At 58.7% G+C, this 18774-nt stretch carries 23 protein-coding genes; 8 read left to right on the forward strand and 15 right to left on the reverse strand.

Annotated features, from left to right (window positions below; all coding sequences use genetic code 11):
- The first annotated feature begins 64 nt into the window (after positions 1-64).
- On the forward strand, positions 65-1420 hold the full coding sequence (gene dddP / locus AC2TAD_RS02780; RefSeq protein WP_480865811.1) for a dimethylsulfonioproprionate lyase DddP: 1356 nt from the start codon (positions 65-67) through the stop codon (positions 1418-1420).
- Here the strand turns inward: dddP and AC2TAD_RS02785 are convergent.
- Positions 1417-1599 carry a hypothetical protein gene (locus AC2TAD_RS02785; protein ID WP_170752544.1) on the reverse strand — a complete coding sequence of 61 codons (183 nt, stop codon included), beginning with the start codon at positions 1597-1599 and terminating at the stop codon, positions 1417-1419. The genes dddP and AC2TAD_RS02785 overlap by 4 nt on opposite strands.
- Before the next feature lie 239 nt (positions 1600-1838).
- Here AC2TAD_RS02785 and AC2TAD_RS02790 point away from each other — a divergent pair, with 239 nt between their 5' ends.
- A complete protein-coding gene (locus tag AC2TAD_RS02790) occupies positions 1839-3053 on the forward strand; it encodes a bifunctional alpha/beta hydrolase/OsmC family protein (protein ID WP_480865812.1) in 1215 nt (404 codons plus the stop codon).
- A gap of 6 nt (positions 3054-3059) precedes the next feature.
- On the opposite strand, the gene AC2TAD_RS02795 is transcribed toward AC2TAD_RS02790, so the two are convergent.
- The 5 genes from AC2TAD_RS02795 to AC2TAD_RS02815 all read right to left on the reverse strand — a co-directional run bounded on the left by AC2TAD_RS02795 (position 3060) and on the right by AC2TAD_RS02815 (position 5525).
- Positions 3060-3416 (reverse strand): hypothetical protein, encoded by a 357-nt coding sequence (locus AC2TAD_RS02795; protein WP_170354539.1) that lies wholly within the window; start codon positions 3414-3416, stop codon positions 3060-3062.
- Positions 3417-3427: 11 nt separating this feature from the next.
- Complete coding sequence (locus AC2TAD_RS02800) at positions 3428-3976, reverse strand: hypothetical protein (protein WP_480865814.1); 549 nt, start codon at positions 3974-3976, stop codon at positions 3428-3430.
- 132 nt (positions 3977-4108) lie between these two features.
- Entirely contained in the window at positions 4109-4696 is a 588-nt protein-coding gene (locus tag AC2TAD_RS02805) for a biotin transporter BioY (protein ID WP_170354541.1), read from the reverse strand.
- Positions 4697-4773: 77 nt separating this feature from the next.
- Positions 4774-5196: a DUF6314 family protein gene (locus tag AC2TAD_RS02810; protein ID WP_480865815.1), complete on the reverse strand. Its 423-nt coding sequence runs from the start codon at positions 5194-5196 to the stop codon at positions 4774-4776.
- Complete coding sequence (locus tag AC2TAD_RS02815) at positions 5193-5525, reverse strand: hypothetical protein (protein ID WP_480865817.1); 333 nt, start codon at positions 5523-5525, stop codon at positions 5193-5195. Before AC2TAD_RS02815 ends, AC2TAD_RS02810 begins: the two co-directional genes overlap by 4 nt.
- 89 nt (positions 5526-5614) lie before the next feature.
- Between AC2TAD_RS02815 and purB the strand changes: the two genes are divergently transcribed.
- The 5 genes from purB (at position 5615) to AC2TAD_RS02840 (ending at position 10016) form a co-directional block, all read left to right on the forward strand.
- Positions 5615-6919, forward strand: a complete 1305-nt coding sequence (purB, locus tag AC2TAD_RS02820) for an adenylosuccinate lyase (RefSeq protein ID WP_170752536.1) — start codon at positions 5615-5617, stop codon at positions 6917-6919.
- 121 nt (positions 6920-7040) lie between these two features.
- Complete coding sequence (locus tag AC2TAD_RS02825; RefSeq protein WP_170752535.1) at positions 7041-7193, forward strand: adenylosuccinate lyase; 153 nt, start codon at positions 7041-7043, stop codon at positions 7191-7193.
- A gap of 103 nt (positions 7194-7296) precedes the next feature.
- On the forward strand, positions 7297-7839 hold the full coding sequence (locus tag AC2TAD_RS02830) for a tetratricopeptide repeat protein (RefSeq protein WP_480865819.1): 543 nt from the start codon (positions 7297-7299) through the stop codon (positions 7837-7839).
- A gap of 68 nt (positions 7840-7907) precedes the next feature.
- Positions 7908-8999 (forward strand): flagellar motor switch protein FliG, encoded by a 1092-nt coding sequence (locus AC2TAD_RS02835; RefSeq protein WP_480865821.1) that lies wholly within the window; start codon positions 7908-7910, stop codon positions 8997-8999.
- 93 nt (positions 9000-9092) lie between these two features.
- Positions 9093-10016: a lysophospholipid acyltransferase family protein gene (locus AC2TAD_RS02840; protein ID WP_480865823.1), complete on the forward strand. Its 924-nt coding sequence runs from the start codon at positions 9093-9095 to the stop codon at positions 10014-10016.
- Here the strand turns inward: AC2TAD_RS02840 and AC2TAD_RS02845 are convergent, their stop codons facing one another.
- A complete protein-coding gene (locus tag AC2TAD_RS02845) occupies positions 10017-10718 on the reverse strand; it encodes a DUF1223 domain-containing protein (RefSeq protein ID WP_480865825.1) in 702 nt (233 codons plus the stop codon). It abuts the gene before it with no gap.
- Between the two features lie 246 nt (positions 10719-10964).
- On the opposite strand from AC2TAD_RS02845, the gene acnA reads away from it, so the two are divergent.
- A complete protein-coding gene (gene acnA / locus AC2TAD_RS02850; RefSeq protein WP_480865827.1) occupies positions 10965-13655 on the forward strand; it encodes an aconitate hydratase AcnA in 2691 nt (896 codons plus the stop codon).
- 109 nt (positions 13656-13764) lie between these two features.
- Here acnA and AC2TAD_RS02855 read toward each other — a convergent pair whose 3' ends face one another.
- The 8 genes from AC2TAD_RS02855 to secF all read right to left on the reverse strand — a co-directional run bounded on the left by AC2TAD_RS02855 (position 13765) and on the right by secF (position 18772).
- Positions 13765-14304: a DsbE family thiol:disulfide interchange protein gene (locus AC2TAD_RS02855; RefSeq protein WP_170752530.1), complete on the reverse strand. Its 540-nt coding sequence runs from the start codon at positions 14302-14304 to the stop codon at positions 13765-13767.
- The gene (gene ccmD / locus AC2TAD_RS02860) at positions 14297-14455 is read right to left on the reverse strand and encodes a heme exporter protein CcmD (RefSeq protein WP_170354552.1); all 159 of its coding nucleotides are present in this window, start codon (positions 14453-14455) and stop codon (positions 14297-14299) included. The genes AC2TAD_RS02855 and ccmD overlap by 8 nt, the downstream gene beginning before the upstream one ends.
- A complete protein-coding gene (locus tag AC2TAD_RS02865) occupies positions 14452-15225 on the reverse strand; it encodes a heme ABC transporter permease (RefSeq protein WP_480865829.1) in 774 nt (257 codons plus the stop codon). The genes ccmD and AC2TAD_RS02865 overlap by 4 nt, the downstream gene beginning before the upstream one ends.
- Before the next feature lie 61 nt (positions 15226-15286).
- On the reverse strand, positions 15287-15943 hold the full coding sequence (gene ccmB / locus AC2TAD_RS02870) for a heme exporter protein CcmB (RefSeq protein WP_170354554.1): 657 nt from the start codon (positions 15941-15943) through the stop codon (positions 15287-15289).
- Positions 15940-16554 (reverse strand): heme ABC exporter ATP-binding protein CcmA, encoded by a 615-nt coding sequence (ccmA, locus tag AC2TAD_RS02875; protein ID WP_170354555.1) that lies wholly within the window; start codon positions 16552-16554, stop codon positions 15940-15942. The genes ccmB and ccmA overlap by 4 nt, the downstream gene beginning before the upstream one ends.
- Positions 16555-16700: 146 nt before the next feature.
- Positions 16701-17054 carry an Mth938-like domain-containing protein gene (locus tag AC2TAD_RS02880; protein WP_480865830.1) on the reverse strand — a complete coding sequence of 118 codons (354 nt, stop codon included), beginning with the start codon at positions 17052-17054 and terminating at the stop codon, positions 16701-16703.
- Positions 17055-17064: 10 nt separating this feature from the next.
- Entirely contained in the window at positions 17065-17823 is a 759-nt protein-coding gene (locus tag AC2TAD_RS02885; protein WP_170752526.1) for a TSUP family transporter, read from the reverse strand.
- On the reverse strand, positions 17804-18772 hold the full coding sequence (secF, locus tag AC2TAD_RS02890; protein WP_170752525.1) for a protein translocase subunit SecF: 969 nt from the start codon (positions 18770-18772) through the stop codon (positions 17804-17806). Before secF ends, AC2TAD_RS02885 begins: the two co-directional genes overlap by 20 nt.
- Positions 18773-18774: the final 2 nt, after the last annotated feature.

The raw sequence follows: 18774 nt of genomic DNA on the forward strand, positions 1-18774 counted from the left end.
GCAAAATATCAAGACGACAGCGCAATGATTCTCCACGCTTAATAAATAGGCAGGGAGGGCCGCCATGAACACTCACTACCGCGATGGTCGAAAGATCGACCCGACAAAGGGCGCGACCCTTGGCGATGGTACGCCAAACGACTTGGACCGGATTGAGATAGGCCCAACACAACTGGCCTTTGCCGAATGGGAGGCCGCTGGCCTGACCCTGCCCAATCTGGCATCAATGCGCGAATATCGATGGAAACGTCTGACCCAAGCTGTCGTTGATCGTGGTTACGGCGGCTTGCTGATGTTTGACCCGCTCAACATCCGCTATGCGACCGACAGCACAAACATGCAGCTGTGGAACACACATAACCCGTTTCGTGCCGTGCTGCTCTGTGCGGACGGCTACATGGTGATCTGGGACTACAAGAATTCTCCGTTTCTTTCGACTTTCAACCCCTTGGTACGCGAACAGCGCTCGGGCGCGGATCTGTTCTATTTTGACCGTGGCGACAAGGTGGATGTGGCGGCAGATGTGTTCTCGAACGAAGTACGCGCCCTGATCGAAGAACATAGTGGTGGCAACATGCGGCTGGCTGTCGACAAAATCATGTTGCACGGGCTGCGCGCTTTGGAAGCGCAAGGGTTCGAGATCATGGAAGGCGAAGAGGTCACCGAAAAAACCCGCTCCATCAAAGGACCGGATGAGATTCTGGCGATGCGCTGCGCGAACCACGCTTGCGAAACAGCCGTCGCCGAGATGGAGAAATTTGCCCGTGCCAATGTGGGCGACGGCAAGACGTCCGAGGACGACATCTGGGCTATTCTTCACGCTGAAAATATCCGGCGCGGCGGCGAATGGATCGAAACCCGACTGCTGGCCTCGGGGCAGCGTACGAATCCTTGGTTTCAGGAATGTGGCCCGCGCATTACGCAAGCCAACGAGATCATCGCCTTCGACACGGATCTTATCGGCTCGTACGGGATTTGCATCGATATTTCACGCACATGGTGGATCGGTGATCAAAAACCGCGACCCGACATGATCTATGCCATGCAGCACGCCCATGAGCATATCATGACCAATATGGAGATGCTGAAACCCGGCGTCATGATCCCAGAACTGACCGCCAACAGTCATCGACTGGACGACAAGTTTCAGGCGCAGAAATATGGTTGCCTGATGCATGGGGTGGGGCTGTGTGACGAATGGCCTCTGGTCGCTTATCCGGACAAGGCAGTGCCGGGCGCGTATGATTACCCTCTTGAGCCCGGCATGGTCCTTTGCGTCGAAGCCGCCGTCGGCGAAGTGGGCGGGGACTTCTCGATCAAACTGGAAGATCAGGTTCTCATCACCGAAGACGGGTATGAGAACCTTTCGACCTATCCCTTTGATGCCCAATTGATGGGGCTCGTTTGTTTGACCTTTTAATCCGGCCAGGTCGAACGCTTGACGTTACCATGCCAGTCCTCGGCCATCACTGCGCTGGCCGAGTGCGTGTTCGGCCAGTTCTGACCGGCTGAAAAACCGATAACCCCCGCCAACGCGATAACGATCAGAATGTCTGGGCGCGGTGTTGCGCCACGGGGTGCGGAAGTGACATGTGCCATGATTGCCTCCTTGGCTGCTTTGCTTCACAAGCCCAAGATGGGGAAGGTTCTTCCTTTAATAAAACGAATATTTGAAAGTCTATTCATCACAATCTGTGATGCTTCAACTTCTCTGCTTTAACTGCCATGATCTATAGGGGCGATCTTTCCTCACCTTCCCGTGACGGCCACGACAAATGGGTTGAGCGACCCCAAGTAAGCCCACAGTATTAAGGCAACTCGCGACGTAAGGAACTGCCATGCCCACCGAACGTATTACTTTTGCCGGTCACGACGGCAACCAACTTGCTGCGCGCTTTGACCTGCCGGACGGTCCGGTTCTGGCCACCGCTTTGTTTGCACACTGTTTTACCTGTTCCAAAGACATCCCTGCAGCCCGCAGGATCGCTGCGCGTCTGGCTGGGATGGGTATTGCTGTTCTGCGCTTCGACTTCACCGGGCTGGGCCATTCCGATGGCGAGTTTGCCAACACCACGTTCTCATCCAATGTCGAGGACTTGATCGCGGCGTCGCAATACTTAGCAAGGCGCGACATGCCACCGTCTCTGCTGATCGGACATTCGCTGGGCGGCGCCGCTGTTCTGCGCGCGCGCGCAGGAATTCCCAGCGTTAAGGCCGTAGTTACGCTGGGTGCGCCTGCCGATCCGGGCCATGTATCGCACCATTTCCAAGCAGCGCTGCCCGAGATCGAACAAGAAGGCTCGGCCGAGGTGACATTGGGTGGGCGACCCTTCCGCATTGGCAAGGCGTTTGTTGACGATATCTCGGAATCCGCAATGACGCCGGCCATCAAAGAGCTGAAGGCCGCGCTGCTGATCTTGCACGCTCCACTGGACGAAACGGTCAGCATCGACAACGCCAGCAAGATTTTCCTGACTGCCAAGCATCCCAAAAGCTTTGTCACGCTGGACGACGCCGACCACTTGATCACCCGCGCCTCAGACGCTGAATATGCTGCGGACGTTATCGCAGCCTGGGTGACGCGCTATGTCGCGCTCCACCCGCCTGCCCCACCGCCCGGCGCGCCCGAAGGCATCGTCCGCGTGACCGAGGCTGATCCGAATGGCTTTTTGCAGGATATTCAGTCCGGCCCCCGACACCACGCAATCGCGGATGAACCCGCGTCCTATGGCGGCACTGACCGCGGCATGTCGCCCTACGGTTTCGTGTCTTCAGGTTTGGGGGCCTGCACCTCGATGACAATACGGATGTATGCGCGTCGTAAACGGTGGCCCTTGACGGGTATCACGGTCGATGTCTGTCACAACAAGGTCCACGCACAGGACGCCGGATTGATAGGCGACGGCAAAGTCGATCTGTTCCGGCGCAAAATCCGGTTGGAAGGCCCACTGGATCAGGAACAACGCGCAAGGTTGCTAGAGATTGCCGACAAGTGCCCCGTTCACAGGACACTTGAAGGAACGGCTCAGATCACCACCGAATTGCTGGCTTGACGCCCGTTACCGTCGCGGCGACGGGCGATGAATCGGTGGGCGCGCGGTTGGCGGTCGCGCGACCGGCGGGCGCGGTCGGGCCGGCGGTTTCGCAACCGGCGGACGGGGCCGCGCGGGTGGTTTACCAATTGGCGGCACGGGTCGCGCAGGGGGGCGCCCCTCTGGCGGTCTTGGACGAACAGGGCGATCAACATCAATATCGACGTCGACATCGTGATAATAGTCGTTCCATAGCAGCGAGTCATAAAACGGGTCATACCCGTAGCCGACACCTACGGTGACTCCGTCGCAGGCCGAGAGCGTGAAACTGGCGGCGCCCAGGCTCAGCGCCAGAAAGGTTCTTCTGATCAGTTTACTGGTCATGTCCACTCTCCTCACCGCGCTGCCCGGAACGAGTCGAACACCGCGTTCAGGTCGTCCACGTAAGCCGGATCCGCGCCGTCGCGCAGAACAGCGACAGCAACGGCCACACGGTCACGCGGCAGATCGATTACCGTTGCGGTAAAGTTGACCCCCCGTCCTTCACGGGTTCCGGTGCCACGGATAACTTGTGCCGGCAGCCCGCCGATCCGCGTCGAGACGGTATCGGATACAACCGGGGACTTAACCAGAAACTTGTCAATGTCCTGCAAATACCGCAGCCCGCCATCTATAGAGGCGACCCCGGCCGGGGATACGAACCCGATCCAGACCGTATCATCGGTCACAGGCCGGACGCCCATCACCCGCGCGACAGCACGCGGATCACCCAGTTCGGTATCCTCGATCTCGCGCGGGCCACCGGTGCGGACCGCCCAAAAGTCGGGCACAGAAAAGCTGAACAGCGCGCGCCCGTTATCGGTATACGTGACCGGCGTTTCGGCCAAGGCCGGAACAGCGCTTAGCCATATCGCCGCAAAAGCAGAGCTCAATCGCAAAAACATATCCAAATAACCTATTGTTTCTTTTAACGTAGACTGACCTGTGATCTTCGGGTTTGTCCAGTCTTGGCACAACAAAAAACCCGCGCCAGGATTGCTCCTAGCGCGGGTCGTAAATGTGAGTTGCGCTGAAAATCAGGCGCGGGCGTCGCCCACCAGCTTCCACAAAGCGGGGATCAACAGGGCTGCAAGCGCCAGTTTAACCGCATCGCCCACCAGGAACGGAGTCATACCCCACTCCAGAATCGGTTGGTCCCAGCCATAAAGCTGACCCAGCCACAGCAGGCCCGGAACGTAGATCAGGACGTTCGCCAGAACCAGCGCCAGCGCCAGCTTTCCGACCGAACGGTCCCAACCGCGTGCTGCCAAAGCGCCCAACAGAACGGTCGCCATCAGATAGCCGACAAGGTAGCCGCCAGTGCCACCCATCATGTAGGTCAGGCCAAATTTCTCGGCCGACGATCCCGCGAATACATCAAAGCCCAACGCACCAATCAGCAGATAGCCCAGCATGGTCACAAGACCCAGACGCGCGCCATATGCGGTGCCGATGCTCAGCACTGCAAAAGTGCCCATTGTCATCGGTACCGGAAACATCGGTACTTTGATTTTCGCGGCAACGGCCAGAGCAACGATGCCCAGCGCGACCAGAACCACTTGCTTGACGCGCAGTGCTGTGCCCTCACGCGGGCCAATCGCGTTGGCCAGTACGTTTGCATTCATCTTCACTTCTCCCCAATTCGGATCGGAATTCCGCAACAGCAATGCCCAATCCGGGCGATCACTTCAAGGTGAATACGTTATCGCGGGACGTATTGCGTGTCCATTTCATATGATTTTCGCGGCCCGGATACGACCCAACGCACGTTCCAGCGCGGCCAGTCCTCGAAATCATAGGTCGCGTCATAGCTGTCAGGTGTGCAATCATGGTGATCGGCAACCTGCTGCAAACCTAGTTTCAACCGATGAAAATACCGTCCGTCGTCGAAATGTATCGCGATCCCATCACGATCCGCGTGCCACATATAGCGCCGGGTCCCCTTCATCTCGGCCTGACCGGGAATGCGCAGCGTGACCTCTTCGTCATAGACCAATCCGTGATCGGCGCGGCGCAGAACGGCTGTTCCGTCAGCCTGCACCACCTGCCCTGCCCGCGCATCGCGGATTGTCCGGGTTAAGGTCCATTGGCCTTCAAAATCAAACAAATCGCCGGGTGCGTTCATTCGGACAGATACCCATCCGTGATTTCGCCATTGTCATCAATGAAGCGAATGATCAAACCACTTTGCAAAACGTCATAACAAGCCCACAGCTCGGACGGGGGCCAGGTCGAGCAATACCTGTCCTCTCGCACCGCCCAACGTCCAGCACTGGGTCGCCCCGAGAAGTAATGCGTCACTCCGCTTGCTTCGAAGTTCTGCGTTACGCCCTCCGCGTAGCTGAGTGTCTGCCCGGCCAACGTCGAATGAATCTCATCTCCGGTCAGCGGCCAGAACTCGGTCGCGGCGGCAAAACCGGGCCAGAGAGCCAAAATCAGGGCAAACCGTCTCATCTGCGCACTCGCACCTTGTTCCTGTGGCGGGTCGGGTTTAAACCCCGCCGCAACGCCTCCTGCCAAATCACAATAAGGTGCCGCTGCCAATGATTCCACGTTATTCCCGCCCTGAAATGGTTGCCATCTGGTCGCCCGAAAGCAAGTTCCGCATCTGGTATGAGATCGAAGCCCATGCCTGTGACGCCATGGCCGATCTGGGCGTGATCCCGCGCGAAAACGCCGAGGCAGTGTGGAAAGCCAAGGATGTGGAGTTCGACGTAGCACGGATTGATGAAATCGAAGCCGTCACCAAACATGACGTCATCGCCTTTCTGACCCACCTGGCCGAACATGTCGGCAGTGAAGAGGCACGCTTTGTGCATCAGGGCATGACCTCGTCCGACGTGCTGGACACCTGCCTGAACGTGCAGCTGACTCGCGCCGCCGACCTGCTGATCGCCGATCTCGAAGGTCTGCTAGCCGCCCTGAAACGCCGCGCGATCGAACATAAGAACACCGTACGCATCGGCCGCAGCCACGGCATCCACGCCGAGCCCACCACCATGGGTCTGACCTTCGCGCGTTTCTACGCCGAGATGGACCGCAACCTGTCCCGGATGCGCGACGCGCGGGCCGAGATTGCAACCGGCGCAATCAGCGGCGCGGTCGGCACCTTTGCCAATGTCGATCCCGCAGTCGAGGAACATGTCTGCGACAAGCTTGGTCTGGTGCCCGAGCCGATCAGCACGCAGGTCATCCCCCGCGACCGACACGCGGCCTTTTTTGCCACGTTGGGCGTGATCGCCAGCAGCATCGAAAACATCGCTATCGAAATCCGCCATATGCAGCGGACCGAGGTGCTGGAAGGGGCCGAGTTCTTCTCGATGGGCCAAAAAGGCTCGTCTGCTATGCCGCATAAGAAGAACCCTGTCCTAACCGAAAACCTGACTGGTCTGGCGCGCATGGTCCGCGCCGCCGTGATCCCCGCGATGGAGAACGTAGCGCTTTGGCACGAACGCGATATCTCACATTCCTCGGTTGAGCGAATGATTGGCCCGGATGCGACGATCACGCTGGACTTTGCGCTGGCCCGTCTGACCGGTGTGATCGACAAGATGCTGATCTTCCCTGAAAACATGCTGGAGAACATGAACAAGTTCCCCGGTCTGGTCATGAGCCAACGGGTTCTGCTGGCCCTGACCCAAGCGGGCGTCAGCCGCGAAGACGCCTATGCCATGGTTCAGCGCAACGCGTTGAAGGTTTGGGAACATCGCACTGATTTCAAAGAAGAACTTCTGGCCGATGCGGATGTCACTGCTGCCCTCAGCCCCGCCGAGATCGAAGAGAAATTCGACCTTGGTTATCACACCAAACATGTAGACACGATCTTCGCCCGCGTCTTCGGCGAGTAAGCTGACTATTATCAATCCTTTCAAAGGCCCGGACTGCATTGGCGGATCCGGGCCTTGTTCTTTTGAAAATTCGACCAAATTCAGATAGTATGCTTGTGTATTTCCAATCAGGAGAAACACAATGATCCGATCTCTTATCTGCGCGTTGGCGCTGGCAAGTTCGACCACCGCCGCTTTGGCTTGCGGTGCGCACACGGAACAAACACAGTCCTGTGCGCCCGGAACCTCTTGGGACGCGGTAAGCCACAGCTGTAAAGAAAACGTCAGCGGCTAAGAAATTATTTCCTACTCGTGAATAAAAGCGAGCCTGCGGTTGTTAGCTTTTTGTCAGATCGCACTATGATTGATCAGAACAGCCCAGAGAACGGAGTAGGAATATGCGCCTCGTACTAGCTTCTGCCATTGCCTTTCAGGCATTTGCATTCGCACCCGCCGTATATGCAGCGGGTGGAAACGACACCCGTCCCCCCAAAACAACGAACACGACAAAGAAATGCCTGTTTGGTCGGGTGTATGACAAAGACCGTGGCCGTTGCGTAAAGCCCGACAAAACCAGCTTTTCGGAAGACGAACTGTATAGTGCAGTGCGCGAACTTGCGTATGACGGACAATTTGAAAATGCCCAAAGCATTCTGCGCATCATGGATCAGGACGATGATCGCGTGCAGACCTATTGGGGCTTTACCTTTCGCAAGATGGGTAAGCTGGAACTGGCAAATGCCTATTACCAGGACGCCATCAAGACGAACCCTGACAACATTCTTGCTCGGTCCTACATGGCGCAGGGCTTTGTGGCCGCGGGTAAAACTGATCTAGCCATCGAACAATGGCGCGAGATCAAGGCACGCGGTGGTGAGGGTACTTGGGCCGAGGCATCCCTGCGCGAGGCGATCCGCACCGGGCTGACCTTCAACTACTAAGCTTCAGCTTTTCTTTACCCGACTCTCTGTAGTCTGCCTGCGGAACAGCAATTTGGCACCGCAGGCAGATGCAGGACACAAACACATTGATACAGGTGGCACCGGGGGCCACACCTTCCGCAAGCGACAGTGTTGACGATGCCCCGCGCGTTGTACCACGCGCACTCAGCGGCCGGGAAAAGGCTGCCGTCGTTGTCAGGCTATTGCTGAACGAAGGGGCCGACATTCCGCTGGAGGAGCTTCCCGACGAGCTACAGGAAAAATCGACTCATCAGCTGGGGCAAATGGGGCTGGTGGATCGCGTAACACTGGACGCCGTCGCTGCCGAGTTCGCCGAGGCTCTGGAAAGTATCGGCTTGTCCTTCCCTCACGGATTGGCGGGCGCATTGGACGCCGTGAACGGCAAGATCGCTCCGGCAACAGCGGCACGATTGCGCAGAGTGGCCGGTGTACGCCAAGTCGGTGATCCGTGGCAGCGTCTCAGGGAAATTCCGGCCGAAGATCTGGCTCAGATCGCGCAGGCCGAAAGCATCGAAATCGCCGCTGTCATGCTGTCCAAACTGGAAACCGCCAAGGCTGCGCAAATGCTGGGGCATCTGCCCGGCCCCGTGGCGCGGCGCATCACTTACGCCGTGTCCAAAACCACCAATATCACGCCCGAGGCTGTTGAACGGATTGGCTGGTCTCTGGCGGCGCAGCTTGATCAACGACCAGCAACCGCCTTTAACGAAGGGCCCGGAGAACGGGTCGGCGCTATCCTAAATCAATCTGCGGCCTCTACCCGCGAAGGCCTGCTAACGGCATTGGACGAAGAAGATTCCGATTTTGCCAGCCTTGTGCGACAATCGATTTTCACCTTTGCTCATATCCCTGCCCGCATCTTGCCTAGGGATGTTCCCGCAGTCTTGCGGGGTGTCGACCAAACCGTGCTTGTCACCGCTCTTGCAGGGGCCGATACCGAAGGCGACAAGGCCTCGGTCGAATATCTTCTGACCAACATGTCTTCGCGGATGGCAGACAATCTGCGCGAGGAAATGGCTGAGCGCGGCAAGGTCAAGCAGGCAGAGGGTGAAGACGCCATGACACAAATTGTCGGGGCCATTCGCGCCCTGGTAAACGACGGTGCGATCTCTTTAGTGGAAGACGAAACCGAAGAATGACCCCGCCTTCAGCGTGTTTCGCTGGACGCTTGTGGTTGCGACCGTCGGCTTGTATGTCTGACATCCAATTCGAAGCAGCCGCCGAGACCCCGAATGCCCGTTGAAAAGTCTGAACTCAGCCGTTTTGAGCTTGGCAAATACTATGTGACCGGTCTTTTTCTGAGGGGCCTAATCGGCGCAATGCGGCTGTTGCCCTACGAGCGGCGGATAGCAACCATGGGCGCACTCATGCGCGCTCTGGCACCTATGGTCGGCTTTACAAAACGCGTGAGCACCAACCTCAAGCTGACCTGCCCAGAGCTGCCGGAAGAAGAGGTCAGCCGGATCTGCAAGGCAGTACCCGACAACGCTGGGCGCGCAATCATGGAGCATTTTTCACCCGAAGGCTTCACCGAACGCCAAAGCCACGCCAAGATTTCTGGTCCTGGTATCGCCGCGTTTGACGACGCGGTTGCACATGGCAAGCCGGTGATGATGATCACGGCGCATTTTGGGCATTACCTTGCCGCGCGGATAGCCCTACAAACCCGCAGCGGGCAACCCATTGGATGCCTGTATCGCCGTATGGCGAATCCGTACTTCAACGATATGTATGTCGATGCTTTCTACAAAACCGGTGCCCCGATGTTCGAACAGGGTCGCCGAGGAATGGTCGAGATGGTTCGCACGCTTAAGAAAGGCGGGATCATTGCGATTGTGTCCGATCTCCACGCGCATGGCGGTGAAGAGTTGACGTTTTTCGGAAAACCCGCTGTCACCTCGGTACTGAATGCGGAATTGGCGATGAAATACAACGCCGTTTTGATCCCTTGTTATGCTGTACGCCAACCTAACGGTATTGATTTCGAAATCGTGCTGCACGACCCTGTCGAGCACACCGACCCCAAAACAATGACCCAGTTCACCAATGACGACCTTGAGGCCATGGTTCGCAAGAACATGGGTCAGTGGTTCTGGATTCACCGCCGGTGGAAAACCTGGAATGGGCTGGGGGTCCAGCCCGAGGACATGCCCTGATTACTTGACCTTAGCCGCCGCAACAATCGGGCCGTGACCGGCCATCTGCACCAGAACGACTGCAGGCAAATCCGATGTCAGCTGAGCCGAAAACTGCTGCGGCGCGACCCCATCCCATTTCCCGGCCATCTGCCAGGATTCGACCACATTGGCATAGTCAAGCTCATGCCCCGCCAGCTCTCCGCGACGGATCGAGGCATGGCGCATGGGTGAATACTGGACCACCCGCACGTCGTAGGTCCCGCCACCTGGCAGGTCGACTGGGGTGACATCCACAGTCACTTCGTTTCCAACACGTGCAGCTACGACCTCGGCCTCGGGCGCGGCGGTCAGATGGGCGTCGATGATCCGTTCAAGCTCTTGCGATTTCGCGCCGACAACATCTTGCTGACCGTTGATGACCATCTGCGGCGTGTAAATCATCGAGCGCCCCCCCCAACGGGCATAGGCCCGCTGGCGCAAGGTGTGGTCGGGCTTGGCATATTCATCCTCCCAACCGATGTAATCCCAGTAATCCACATGCAGGGCCAGACCGATCACATCATCGCGCTTGACCAGCTCGTGCATCAGCTTGTCGGCAGGCGGGCAGGACGAACAACCTTGTGAGGTGAACAGCTCGATCACGACCGGGTCGCTTTCGGCCGCTACAGGAGCGGTCAAAACAAGTGAAAGCAAAGAGGCAATGGCGGCGGTTCTGATCATATCTGACCTCGGGCTGATAACTATTATGTCTGGATGCGATAACCTGCGTGAATGGTGTACCATTCTTTGCGCTTCACCCACCAATCAAGGTTTCTTGAGAAACCGCAATAGAAGCCTCTTGAATTGCATACCACCGCATACAAAATAAATGAGAAGGGTTTCCTGCGCCCATACAGGAAACAATCATGCTACAGAAAACCCATAGCGAATCCCAATTTCCAAGTCATTTGAGAGGGAGGCCACCTGATGCCCATCAAAACCGGACAGGATACCGCCAAGACACGCCGCAGTCTAAGCGTGAATGGCAAGTCCATTGCCTATTATTCAATCCCCGCCGCGCAAGAGGCCGGGCTTGGCGATTTCTCGCGCTTGCCTGCCGCTCTGAAAGTGGTGCTGGAAAATATGCTGCGGTTCGAGGATGCGGGCTTTTCCGTCTCGGTCGATGACATCAAGGCGTTTGGCGAATGGGCCAGCAATGGCGGCAAAAACCCTCGCGAGATCGCCTATCGCCCGGCCCGCGTGTTGATGCAGGATTTCACCGGCGTTCCCGCGGTGGTCGATTTGGCTGCGATGCGCGACGGGATCAAGGGCTTGGGCGGTGACGCGCAAAAGATCAACCCGCTGAACCCGGTCGATCTGGTCATCGACCACTCGGTCATGATTGACGAATTCGGCAACCCGCGCGCGTTCCAGATGAATGTGGACCGCGAGTATCAACGCAATATGGAACGCTACCAGTTCCTGAAATGGGGCCAGTCGGCGTTCAACAACTTCCGCGTTGTACCCCCCGGCACCGGCATCTGTCATCAGGTGAACCTTGAATATCTGGCCCAAACCGTCTGGACGGACACCGACCAAAACGGGGATGAGGTCGCCTACCCTGACACGCTGGTCGGCACCGACAGCCACACCACGATGGTCAACGGCATGGCCGTTTTGGGCTGGGGCGTCGGCGGGATTGAGGCCGAGGCCGCGATGCTGGGTCAGCCGATCTCGATGCTGATCCCCGAGGTTGTGGGCTTTGAGCTGACCGGCGCAATGGTCGAAGGCACCACCGGCACCGATCTGGTTTTGAAAGTCGTCGAGATGCTGCGCGAAAAGGGCGTGGTGGGCAAATTCGTCGAGTTCTTTGGCGAAGGTCTGGACCGTCTGCCGCTGGCCGACCGAGCGACCATTGCGAACATGGCGCCGGAATATGGTGCGACCTGCGGGTTCTTCCCGATCGACGGCGAGACCCTGCGCTATATGCGTAATACCGGCCGGGATGAAGATCGTCTGGCGCTGGTTGAAGCCTATGCCAGGGAAAACGGGCTCTGGCGGGATGAGAATTACAACCCGATCTACACCGACACGCTGAGCCTGGATATGGGCACCATCGTTCCGGCAATCTCGGGGCCCAAACGGCCGCAGGACTACGTCGCCCTGACCGACGCCAAATCTGCGTTCGAGCGTGAAATGGCCGAGACGTTCAAGCGCCCGATGGGCAAGGAAGTGCCTGTCAAAGGCGAAGACTACACGCTGGAATCGGGCAATGTCGTGATCGCCTCGATCACCTCTTGTACCAACACCTCGAACCCCTATGTGATGATCGGCGCGGGACTTGTGGCGCGTAAGGCCGCCGCGCTGGGGCTGGACCGCAAGCCATGGGTCAAAACTTCCCTCGCACCCGGGTCGCAGGTTGTGTCGGCCTATCTTGAGGCGGCCGGTCTACAGGCCGATTTGGACAAGATCGGCTTTAACCTTGTAGGCTATGGCTGCACCACCTGTATTGGCAACTCGGGGCCCATCCAGAAAGAACTGTCCGAGGCAATTGCCGAGGGCGATCTGGTCGCCACCTCGGTCCTATCGGGCAACCGCAACTTTGAGGGGCGGATTTCGCCGGATGTGCGCGCCAACTATCTGGCCTCACCGCCGCTGGTGGTGGTCTATGCGCTTGCAGGAACGATGGATATCGACCTGACCTCGGAACCGATTGGACAGGACAACGACGGCAACGACGTCTTCATGAAAGACATCTGGCCAACCCAAAGCGAGATTGCCGAGCTGGTGCAGCAGACCGTCACCCGCGAGGCGTTCCAATCGAAATATGCCGATGTCTTCAAAGGCGATGAGAAATGGCAAGACGTCGAGGTGCCCCAGCAGGAAACCTATGACTGGCCGCCCACATCGACCTATATCCAGAACCCGCCCTATTTTCAGGGCATGAGCCCAGAACCGGGAACAATCTCGAACATCGACGGGGCCAAGGTGCTGCTGATCCTTGGCGATATGGTGACGACCGACCACATCTCGCCCGCCGGGTCATTTGCCACGCAGACGCCTGCGGGCAAATATCTGACCGACCGTCAGGTGCAACCGCGCGAGTTCAACTCCTACGGGTCGCGCCGGGGTAATCACGAGGTCATGATGCGCGGCACCTTCGCCAATATCCGCATCAAGAACGAGATGCTGGATGGCGTCGAGGGCGGCTACACCAAGGGGCCGGATGGTCAGCAGACCTCGGTCTATGAGGCGTCGATGGCCTATCAGGCGCAGGGAACGCCGCTGGTGGTCTTTGGCGGTGAGCAATATGGCGCAGGCTCCAGCCGCGACTGGGCCGCCAAGGGGACTGCTTTGCTGGGTGTTAAGGCGGTGATCGCCGAAAGCTTTGAGCGTATCCACCGCTCGAACCTTGTGGGGATGGGTGTTATTCCGCTGGAATTCACCGGCGGCGATACCCGCAAGTCGCTGGGTCTGACGGGGGATGAGACGGTCTCGATCACCGGGCTGGACAGTGTTGAGCCGCTGCAAGAGGTGCCCTGCACCATCACCTATGCGGACGGGTCCGAGAAGACCATCACCTTGAAATGCCGCATCGATACCGCGCCCGAGATCGAATACATCGAGAACGGTGGTGTGCTGCAATATGTGCTGCGGAACCTCGCCAAAGTGGGGTGATCTAAGGCCAGGTTTGAAACCAGAAAGGACGCCAGCAGGCGTCCTTTTTTGCTTTACGAGGCTCTGCCCCCCGCTCCGAAATGTTTTTGAGCAGAAGAAGGGGCGGGTTCTAGTTGGCTGCCGCCTTTTCCAAAGCCGGGCGGATCGTACTTTCGATCACCCGCTGCGTGATCGGACCGGCAAAGCGCAGGATGATCGTACCCTCGCCGTTGATCACATAGGTTTCCGGCACGCCGTAGACGCCCCAGTCCAGCCCCATGCGGCCCTGTTCATCTCGTCCAATCCCCGCATAGGGATCACCCAGTTCAGCCAGGAAACCTTCGGCATTGTCCAACTGGTCCTTGTAGTTGATGCCGTAGACCGGGATGCCTTCGTCGGACAGCGCCTGCAGGTTCGGATGCTCAACCCGGCAGGGCGCGCACCAACTGGCCCAATAGTTGACCAGCTTGACTTCACCATCGCGCAGGGTGGCATCGTCGAAATTTGGCTTGCCCTCGAACTGTGTCAATACAACCGGCGGCGCGGGTTGTCCTTCGCGGGCTGAGGGGAGCGCGTTCGGATCGTCGCGAAACATTCCTACGGCGGCCAGCACGGCGAACGCCCCAAAGATCAGCGGTGGCGCAACCATCAGAGGTGAGATTTTAGCCATTGCGCGTCATCCTTTGCTCGACCTTCTCCATTTCGGCGCGGACTTTTCGGCCTCGCATCACGCTGAACACGATCAACGCGACCAGCAAAGCAATCGAGACGACATAGGACCACATCACCGTGTCGGCGTATTTTCCAAGATCAGGGATCATCCGTTTACCCTTTCTCGCGCCAGCAGCGCCTTAATCCGGCGCGCGCGGATCTCCGTACCCGTGCGATACAGCACCAGCGCGATGAACAGCAGGACAAATCCGATCATACACAGAAGCAGCGGATAGAAATATATATTGCTGACCTTTTCCTCGGTATCTGCACCGGTCACTGCGGCAGCCCGCATCACGGACGCACCCTGATGTAGCCCCTGATTCCAGAAATTCACCGCATAGCGGCTGAGGAGCGCAAAGACGGATCCCACTAGACACAGAACCGAGGTCAGATCGGCGGCGGTATCCGGGTCTTCGATCGCTTCCCACAAGGCGACGTAGCCCAGGTAGAACAGGAACAGGATCAGGAATGAGGTCAGGCGCGGATCCCAGGCCCACCACGTGCCCCACATTGGCTGACCCCAGATTGCACCGGTTGCCAACGCGATCAGCGTCATGACGATACCGATGGGGGCGGCAGCGCGCGCAGCCAATGCGCTGACATGGTGGCGACGCACCAGCCAAACCAGCGAGGTCGCCAACATCATCAGCCAGCAATTGATCGCCATCAGCGCTGCGGGAACATGCAAGTAGATGATCTTGACGGTTGATCCTTGCTTGTAATCATCAGGTGTGAAGAAGAACCCCCAGATCAGCCCCACGACGATGCAGGCGATGGACGTGATCCAGAAAAACGGCATCACCCGTTCACTGGTGGAAAGGAATTTGCGCGGATTGGCGTATTCCCAGAGGGCGTTGGCTTTGGCTGCGATAGACATGGGCCTTATCTAGTCCGAGTCGGGCGTGTTCTCAATTGACCTCAGTCAAAGTTTGAGCAGGTCACCGAAGGTTGATACGCAAAACGGCGGCGCTGGCAAACGGCAGCAGCGCAATAGTGGCGGCAGTGATCCCCGCCAGCATGAGCAGTGGGGTCTGGGTTTCCATCCCCGTGGCGCCTCGACGGGCGACTTCGGCGCCGAAGATCAGCGTGGGGACGTACAGCGGCAGGACCAGCAGCGACAGCAGCAAACCGCCACGCTTCAGGCCGACGGTCAGCGCGGCGCCGAAGGTGCCGATGACGCTCATGGCCGGGGTGCCGATCAGCAGCGAGATCACCAGCCACGAGAACCCCGGCACCGGCAGGTTCAGCAGCACGCCCAGAAAAGGCGCGGCCAGTACCAGTGGCAGGCCGGTGGTCAGCCAATGGGCCAACGCCTTGATCGTGACCACCGATTCCAGTGGCAGTGGTGCCGTGGCCAGCAGGTCGAGCGAGCCGTCCTCCCAATCCAGCGCCAGCAGGCGGTCCAACGACAGCAGGCAGGCCAGCAGAGCGCCCAGCCACAGGATACCCGGAGCGATGGTCGAGAGCAGCGAGGATTGCGGCCCCACTGAGAACGGCACCAATACGGTGACAATCAGGAAGAAGGCTAGACCAAGGCCGAACCCGCCGCCCGCACGCAGCGCCAGTTTAAGGTCCCGCAGCAGAAGGGCTATCACAGGAAACCTCCGTCGAAGTCGTCGATGGGTTTGGGTTTGGCCTTGTTGGGGCCGACATCCAGAACTTCTCCGTCCAGGCCGAGGTCGATATGGGTGGCAATCAGGGCCGAGCCCCCTTGCCCCAGATGCGTGCGTACCGCGTCGGCGAACATCTTCACCGCGTTTTGGTCCAGCGAGACGGTCGGTTCGTCCAGCATCCAGATCGGCCGCCCCGTAACCAGCATCCGCGCCAGCCCGAGACGCCGCTTCTGCCCAGCCGACAGGTTGCCCGCGTGGCGGTCGGCCAGATCATTCAGGGCAAAAGCGTCCAGCGCGGGCTGGATGCCTTGAGTTCCAAATACCGAGGCCCAGAAGTTAAGGTTCTCAACAACCGTCAACGTGGGTTTCAGCCCGTCGGAATGCGAGGCATAGGCGATCTGATCCTCGGCCCCTTCAATGCGCCCTTGCAACGGAGGCTGTAGCCCGGCCAGCGTACGCAGAAGAGTGGTCTTGCCGATTCCGTTTGGCCCACGCAGGATCAGCGCTTTGCCGGCAGGCAGCGTAAAGCTGAGCCCTTCGAGCACGGGAATGCCGCCACGGGTGATGGCCAGATCGGTCACGGTCAGTGTCATAGCGCCCGCTTAACGGATTGTGGAGGCGGACAAAAGGTGGGAATTGCCGCAGAGCTTTGACGGTGGCTTTGTGTGGTCAGGTCAGGAGTGAGGGGCCAGCCCCTCACGCTCCCCGAGGTATTTATGGCCAGATGAAGGAGGATCCTTCAGACAGGGAGTGCGGCCATCGCGATACGGCGACCCTCAGAAAGCAACACATTGTAGCTGCGGCAGGCGGCCGGAGAATTCATGATCTCGACGCCGATGCCTGCGTCTTCGAGCGTACGGCGCAGGGTGGCCGAGATATGGGTCAGCTCGGCACCGGTGCCGATGAACAGCACGTCGATATGATCGGCAAGGTTTAGCAGAGGTGTTTGGTCGTCATACCCGTTCCACCCGGTTGTTCCGTTTGGGCCGGTTAGAACCGGACCATCGTGGACCTGTCCGCCGATGCGAAAAAAGCCGGGGCCGTAGCCGTCTATCGGGGTGGCGTTGGTATAGGTGATCTCGTTAAGGCGCATAGAGGGGTTTTTAGCCCCAAACTGGCAGGCCCGACAAGGCGGCAAGTGCAATCGCAACATATGCGGCGGCGCGGTATAGCCGCTCGTATTCGGGGCGGAACAATTTCCCGCCCAGCCAGTTGCCGATCAGATTGGGGATGGCAAGCATGAGGCCCAGCAGCGCGGCCGCGAGGGTTACGCGGCCCATTCCGGTCAGATAGCCGAACAGCAGGAAGTCAAACGCGAACAGAAATAGCAGGATCGTTGCGCGGATGACGGTAACTGGCAGAGGGCGCGACATGTAGAACAGGATCACGGCGGGGCCTGGCAAGCCCGCTACTCCGCCCAGGAACCCCGCCGCGCAGCCGATCCCGACCACCATCGCGCGGCCGACAGGACCGTGGTAGCGCAGGCCCAGGATCAGGATGGCCAGCATCGCGAGGGCCAACAGGCTGACAGCGTATCGAAACACATCCGGGTCGACCTGCGTCAGCACCCAAAGGCCAACGGGCAAGATCAGCGCGCATCCGGCCACAAGGCGGATCAGATCGCCCCGCTCAACCTCGCGCCACGCGCGGCGCAGGTTGGGGAGCGGCCCGAAGATGTCCATGATGGTCAGGCCGATCAGCGCGCCGAACGGGCCGAGATAAGGTGTCGCGATGGGCAAGAAGATCAGAGCGGTGCCAAAGCCGGAAAACCCGCGCACGATACCGCTGAGGAAGGCCGCAAAAAGAATAACGGCCAGCCCCGCCGGGGACTGGCCGATAAAATCAGGCGTCGACGTTTGCAAACTGGTTGCCCGCCGTATTCGACGGCTTGGACCAGTCGCGTTTGACACCCAGCCACAGCAGGATGGTCGAGGCCACAAAGACCGAGGAATACGTCCCCACGATCACGCCCCAGATCATCGCGAAGACAAAGCCACGGATGACGTCTCCGCCCAGCACATAAAGCGAGATCAGCGCCAGCAAGGTTGTGACCGAGGTCATGACCGTCCGGCTGAGGGTCTCATTGATCGAGATGTTCAACACCTCTTTCAGGTCTTTCTTCTTGTACTTCCGCAGGTTTTCACGCACCCGGTCAAAGACAACCACCGTGTCGTTCAGCGAATAGCCCACGATGGTCAGCAGAGCGGCGATGATCGCCAGATCGAAGCGGATTTGCAGTTCCGAAAAGATGCCGATGGTCAGGATCACGTCATGCACAAGGGCCGCAACCGCCCCCAGGGCAAACTGCCATTCGAACCGTAGCCAGATATAGACCAGCACGGCCCCGATCGCGAGGACAACGGCGATCACGGCGGTCTGGATCAACTCACCCGAAACTTTGGGGCCGACGGATTCGACCGACACGAATTGAATATCGGGGGTTGCCGCCTTTAATGCCTCTTCCACAGCCGTTACCGTCGCGGCCGAGACCGCCTCGGCGTCGGCTTGCGCCTGAATGCGGATCATGGCGACGTTTTCGTCCTCGCCAAAGGTCGGGTCGAAAATCTCGGTGATGGTGACATCTCCCAATTCCAGCGGCGCGATGGCGTCGCGATAGGCACCGACGTCTATCTCTTGCGCGGATTGGGTGCGGATCGTGGTGCCGCCCCGGAAGTCGATGCCGAAGTTCAGACCTTGCAGCATGAAGGACGTGAAGGCCACGACCATCATCAGGCCGGAAATGCCCAGCCAGACCTTCCAGCGGCTGAAGAAATCGAACGAAGTTTCCTGCGGGACAAGTTTCAGTCTCATGA

Source organism: Ruegeria sp. HKCCD7628, assembly GCF_057221005.1.

Coding starts and splice junctions, on each gene's coding strand:
- dddP (WP_480865811.1), top strand. CDS start 65: ATGAACACTCACTACCGCGATGGTCGAAAGATCGACCCGACAAAGGGC.
- AC2TAD_RS02785 (WP_170752544.1), bottom strand. CDS start 1,599: ATGGCACATGTCACTTCCGCACCCCGTGGCGCAACACCGCGCCCAGAC.
- AC2TAD_RS02790 (WP_480865812.1), top strand. CDS start 1,839: ATGCCCACCGAACGTATTACTTTTGCCGGTCACGACGGCAACCAACTT.
- AC2TAD_RS02795 (WP_170354539.1), bottom strand. CDS start 3,416: ATGACCAGTAAACTGATCAGAAGAACCTTTCTGGCGCTGAGCCTGGGC.
- AC2TAD_RS02800 (WP_480865814.1), bottom strand. CDS start 3,976: ATGTTTTTGCGATTGAGCTCTGCTTTTGCGGCGATATGGCTAAGCGCT.
- AC2TAD_RS02805 (WP_170354541.1), bottom strand. CDS start 4,696: ATGAATGCAAACGTACTGGCCAACGCGATTGGCCCGCGTGAGGGCACA.
- AC2TAD_RS02810 (WP_480865815.1), bottom strand. CDS start 5,196: ATGAACGCACCCGGCGATTTGTTTGATTTTGAAGGCCAATGGACCTTA.
- AC2TAD_RS02815 (WP_480865817.1), bottom strand. CDS start 5,525: ATGAGACGGTTTGCCCTGATTTTGGCTCTCTGGCCCGGTTTTGCCGCC.
- purB (WP_170752536.1), top strand. CDS start 5,615: ATGATTCCACGTTATTCCCGCCCTGAAATGGTTGCCATCTGGTCGCCC.
- AC2TAD_RS02825 (WP_170752535.1), top strand. CDS start 7,041: ATGATCCGATCTCTTATCTGCGCGTTGGCGCTGGCAAGTTCGACCACC.
- AC2TAD_RS02830 (WP_480865819.1), top strand. CDS start 7,297: ATGCGCCTCGTACTAGCTTCTGCCATTGCCTTTCAGGCATTTGCATTC.
- AC2TAD_RS02835 (WP_480865821.1), top strand. CDS start 7,908: ATGCAGGACACAAACACATTGATACAGGTGGCACCGGGGGCCACACCT.
- AC2TAD_RS02840 (WP_480865823.1), top strand. CDS start 9,093: ATGCCCGTTGAAAAGTCTGAACTCAGCCGTTTTGAGCTTGGCAAATAC.
- AC2TAD_RS02845 (WP_480865825.1), bottom strand. CDS start 10,718: ATGATCAGAACCGCCGCCATTGCCTCTTTGCTTTCACTTGTTTTGACC.
- acnA (WP_480865827.1), top strand. CDS start 10,965: ATGCCCATCAAAACCGGACAGGATACCGCCAAGACACGCCGCAGTCTA.
- AC2TAD_RS02855 (WP_170752530.1), bottom strand. CDS start 14,304: ATGGCTAAAATCTCACCTCTGATGGTTGCGCCACCGCTGATCTTTGGG.
- ccmD (WP_170354552.1), bottom strand. CDS start 14,455: ATGATCCCTGATCTTGGAAAATACGCCGACACGGTGATGTGGTCCTAT.
- AC2TAD_RS02865 (WP_480865829.1), bottom strand. CDS start 15,225: ATGTCTATCGCAGCCAAAGCCAACGCCCTCTGGGAATACGCCAATCCG.
- ccmA (WP_170354555.1), bottom strand. CDS start 16,554: ATGACACTGACCGTGACCGATCTGGCCATCACCCGTGGCGGCATTCCC.
- AC2TAD_RS02880 (WP_480865830.1), bottom strand. CDS start 17,054: ATGCGCCTTAACGAGATCACCTATACCAACGCCACCCCGATAGACGGC.
- secF (WP_170752525.1), bottom strand. CDS start 18,772: ATGAGACTGAAACTTGTCCCGCAGGAAACTTCGTTCGATTTCTTCAGC.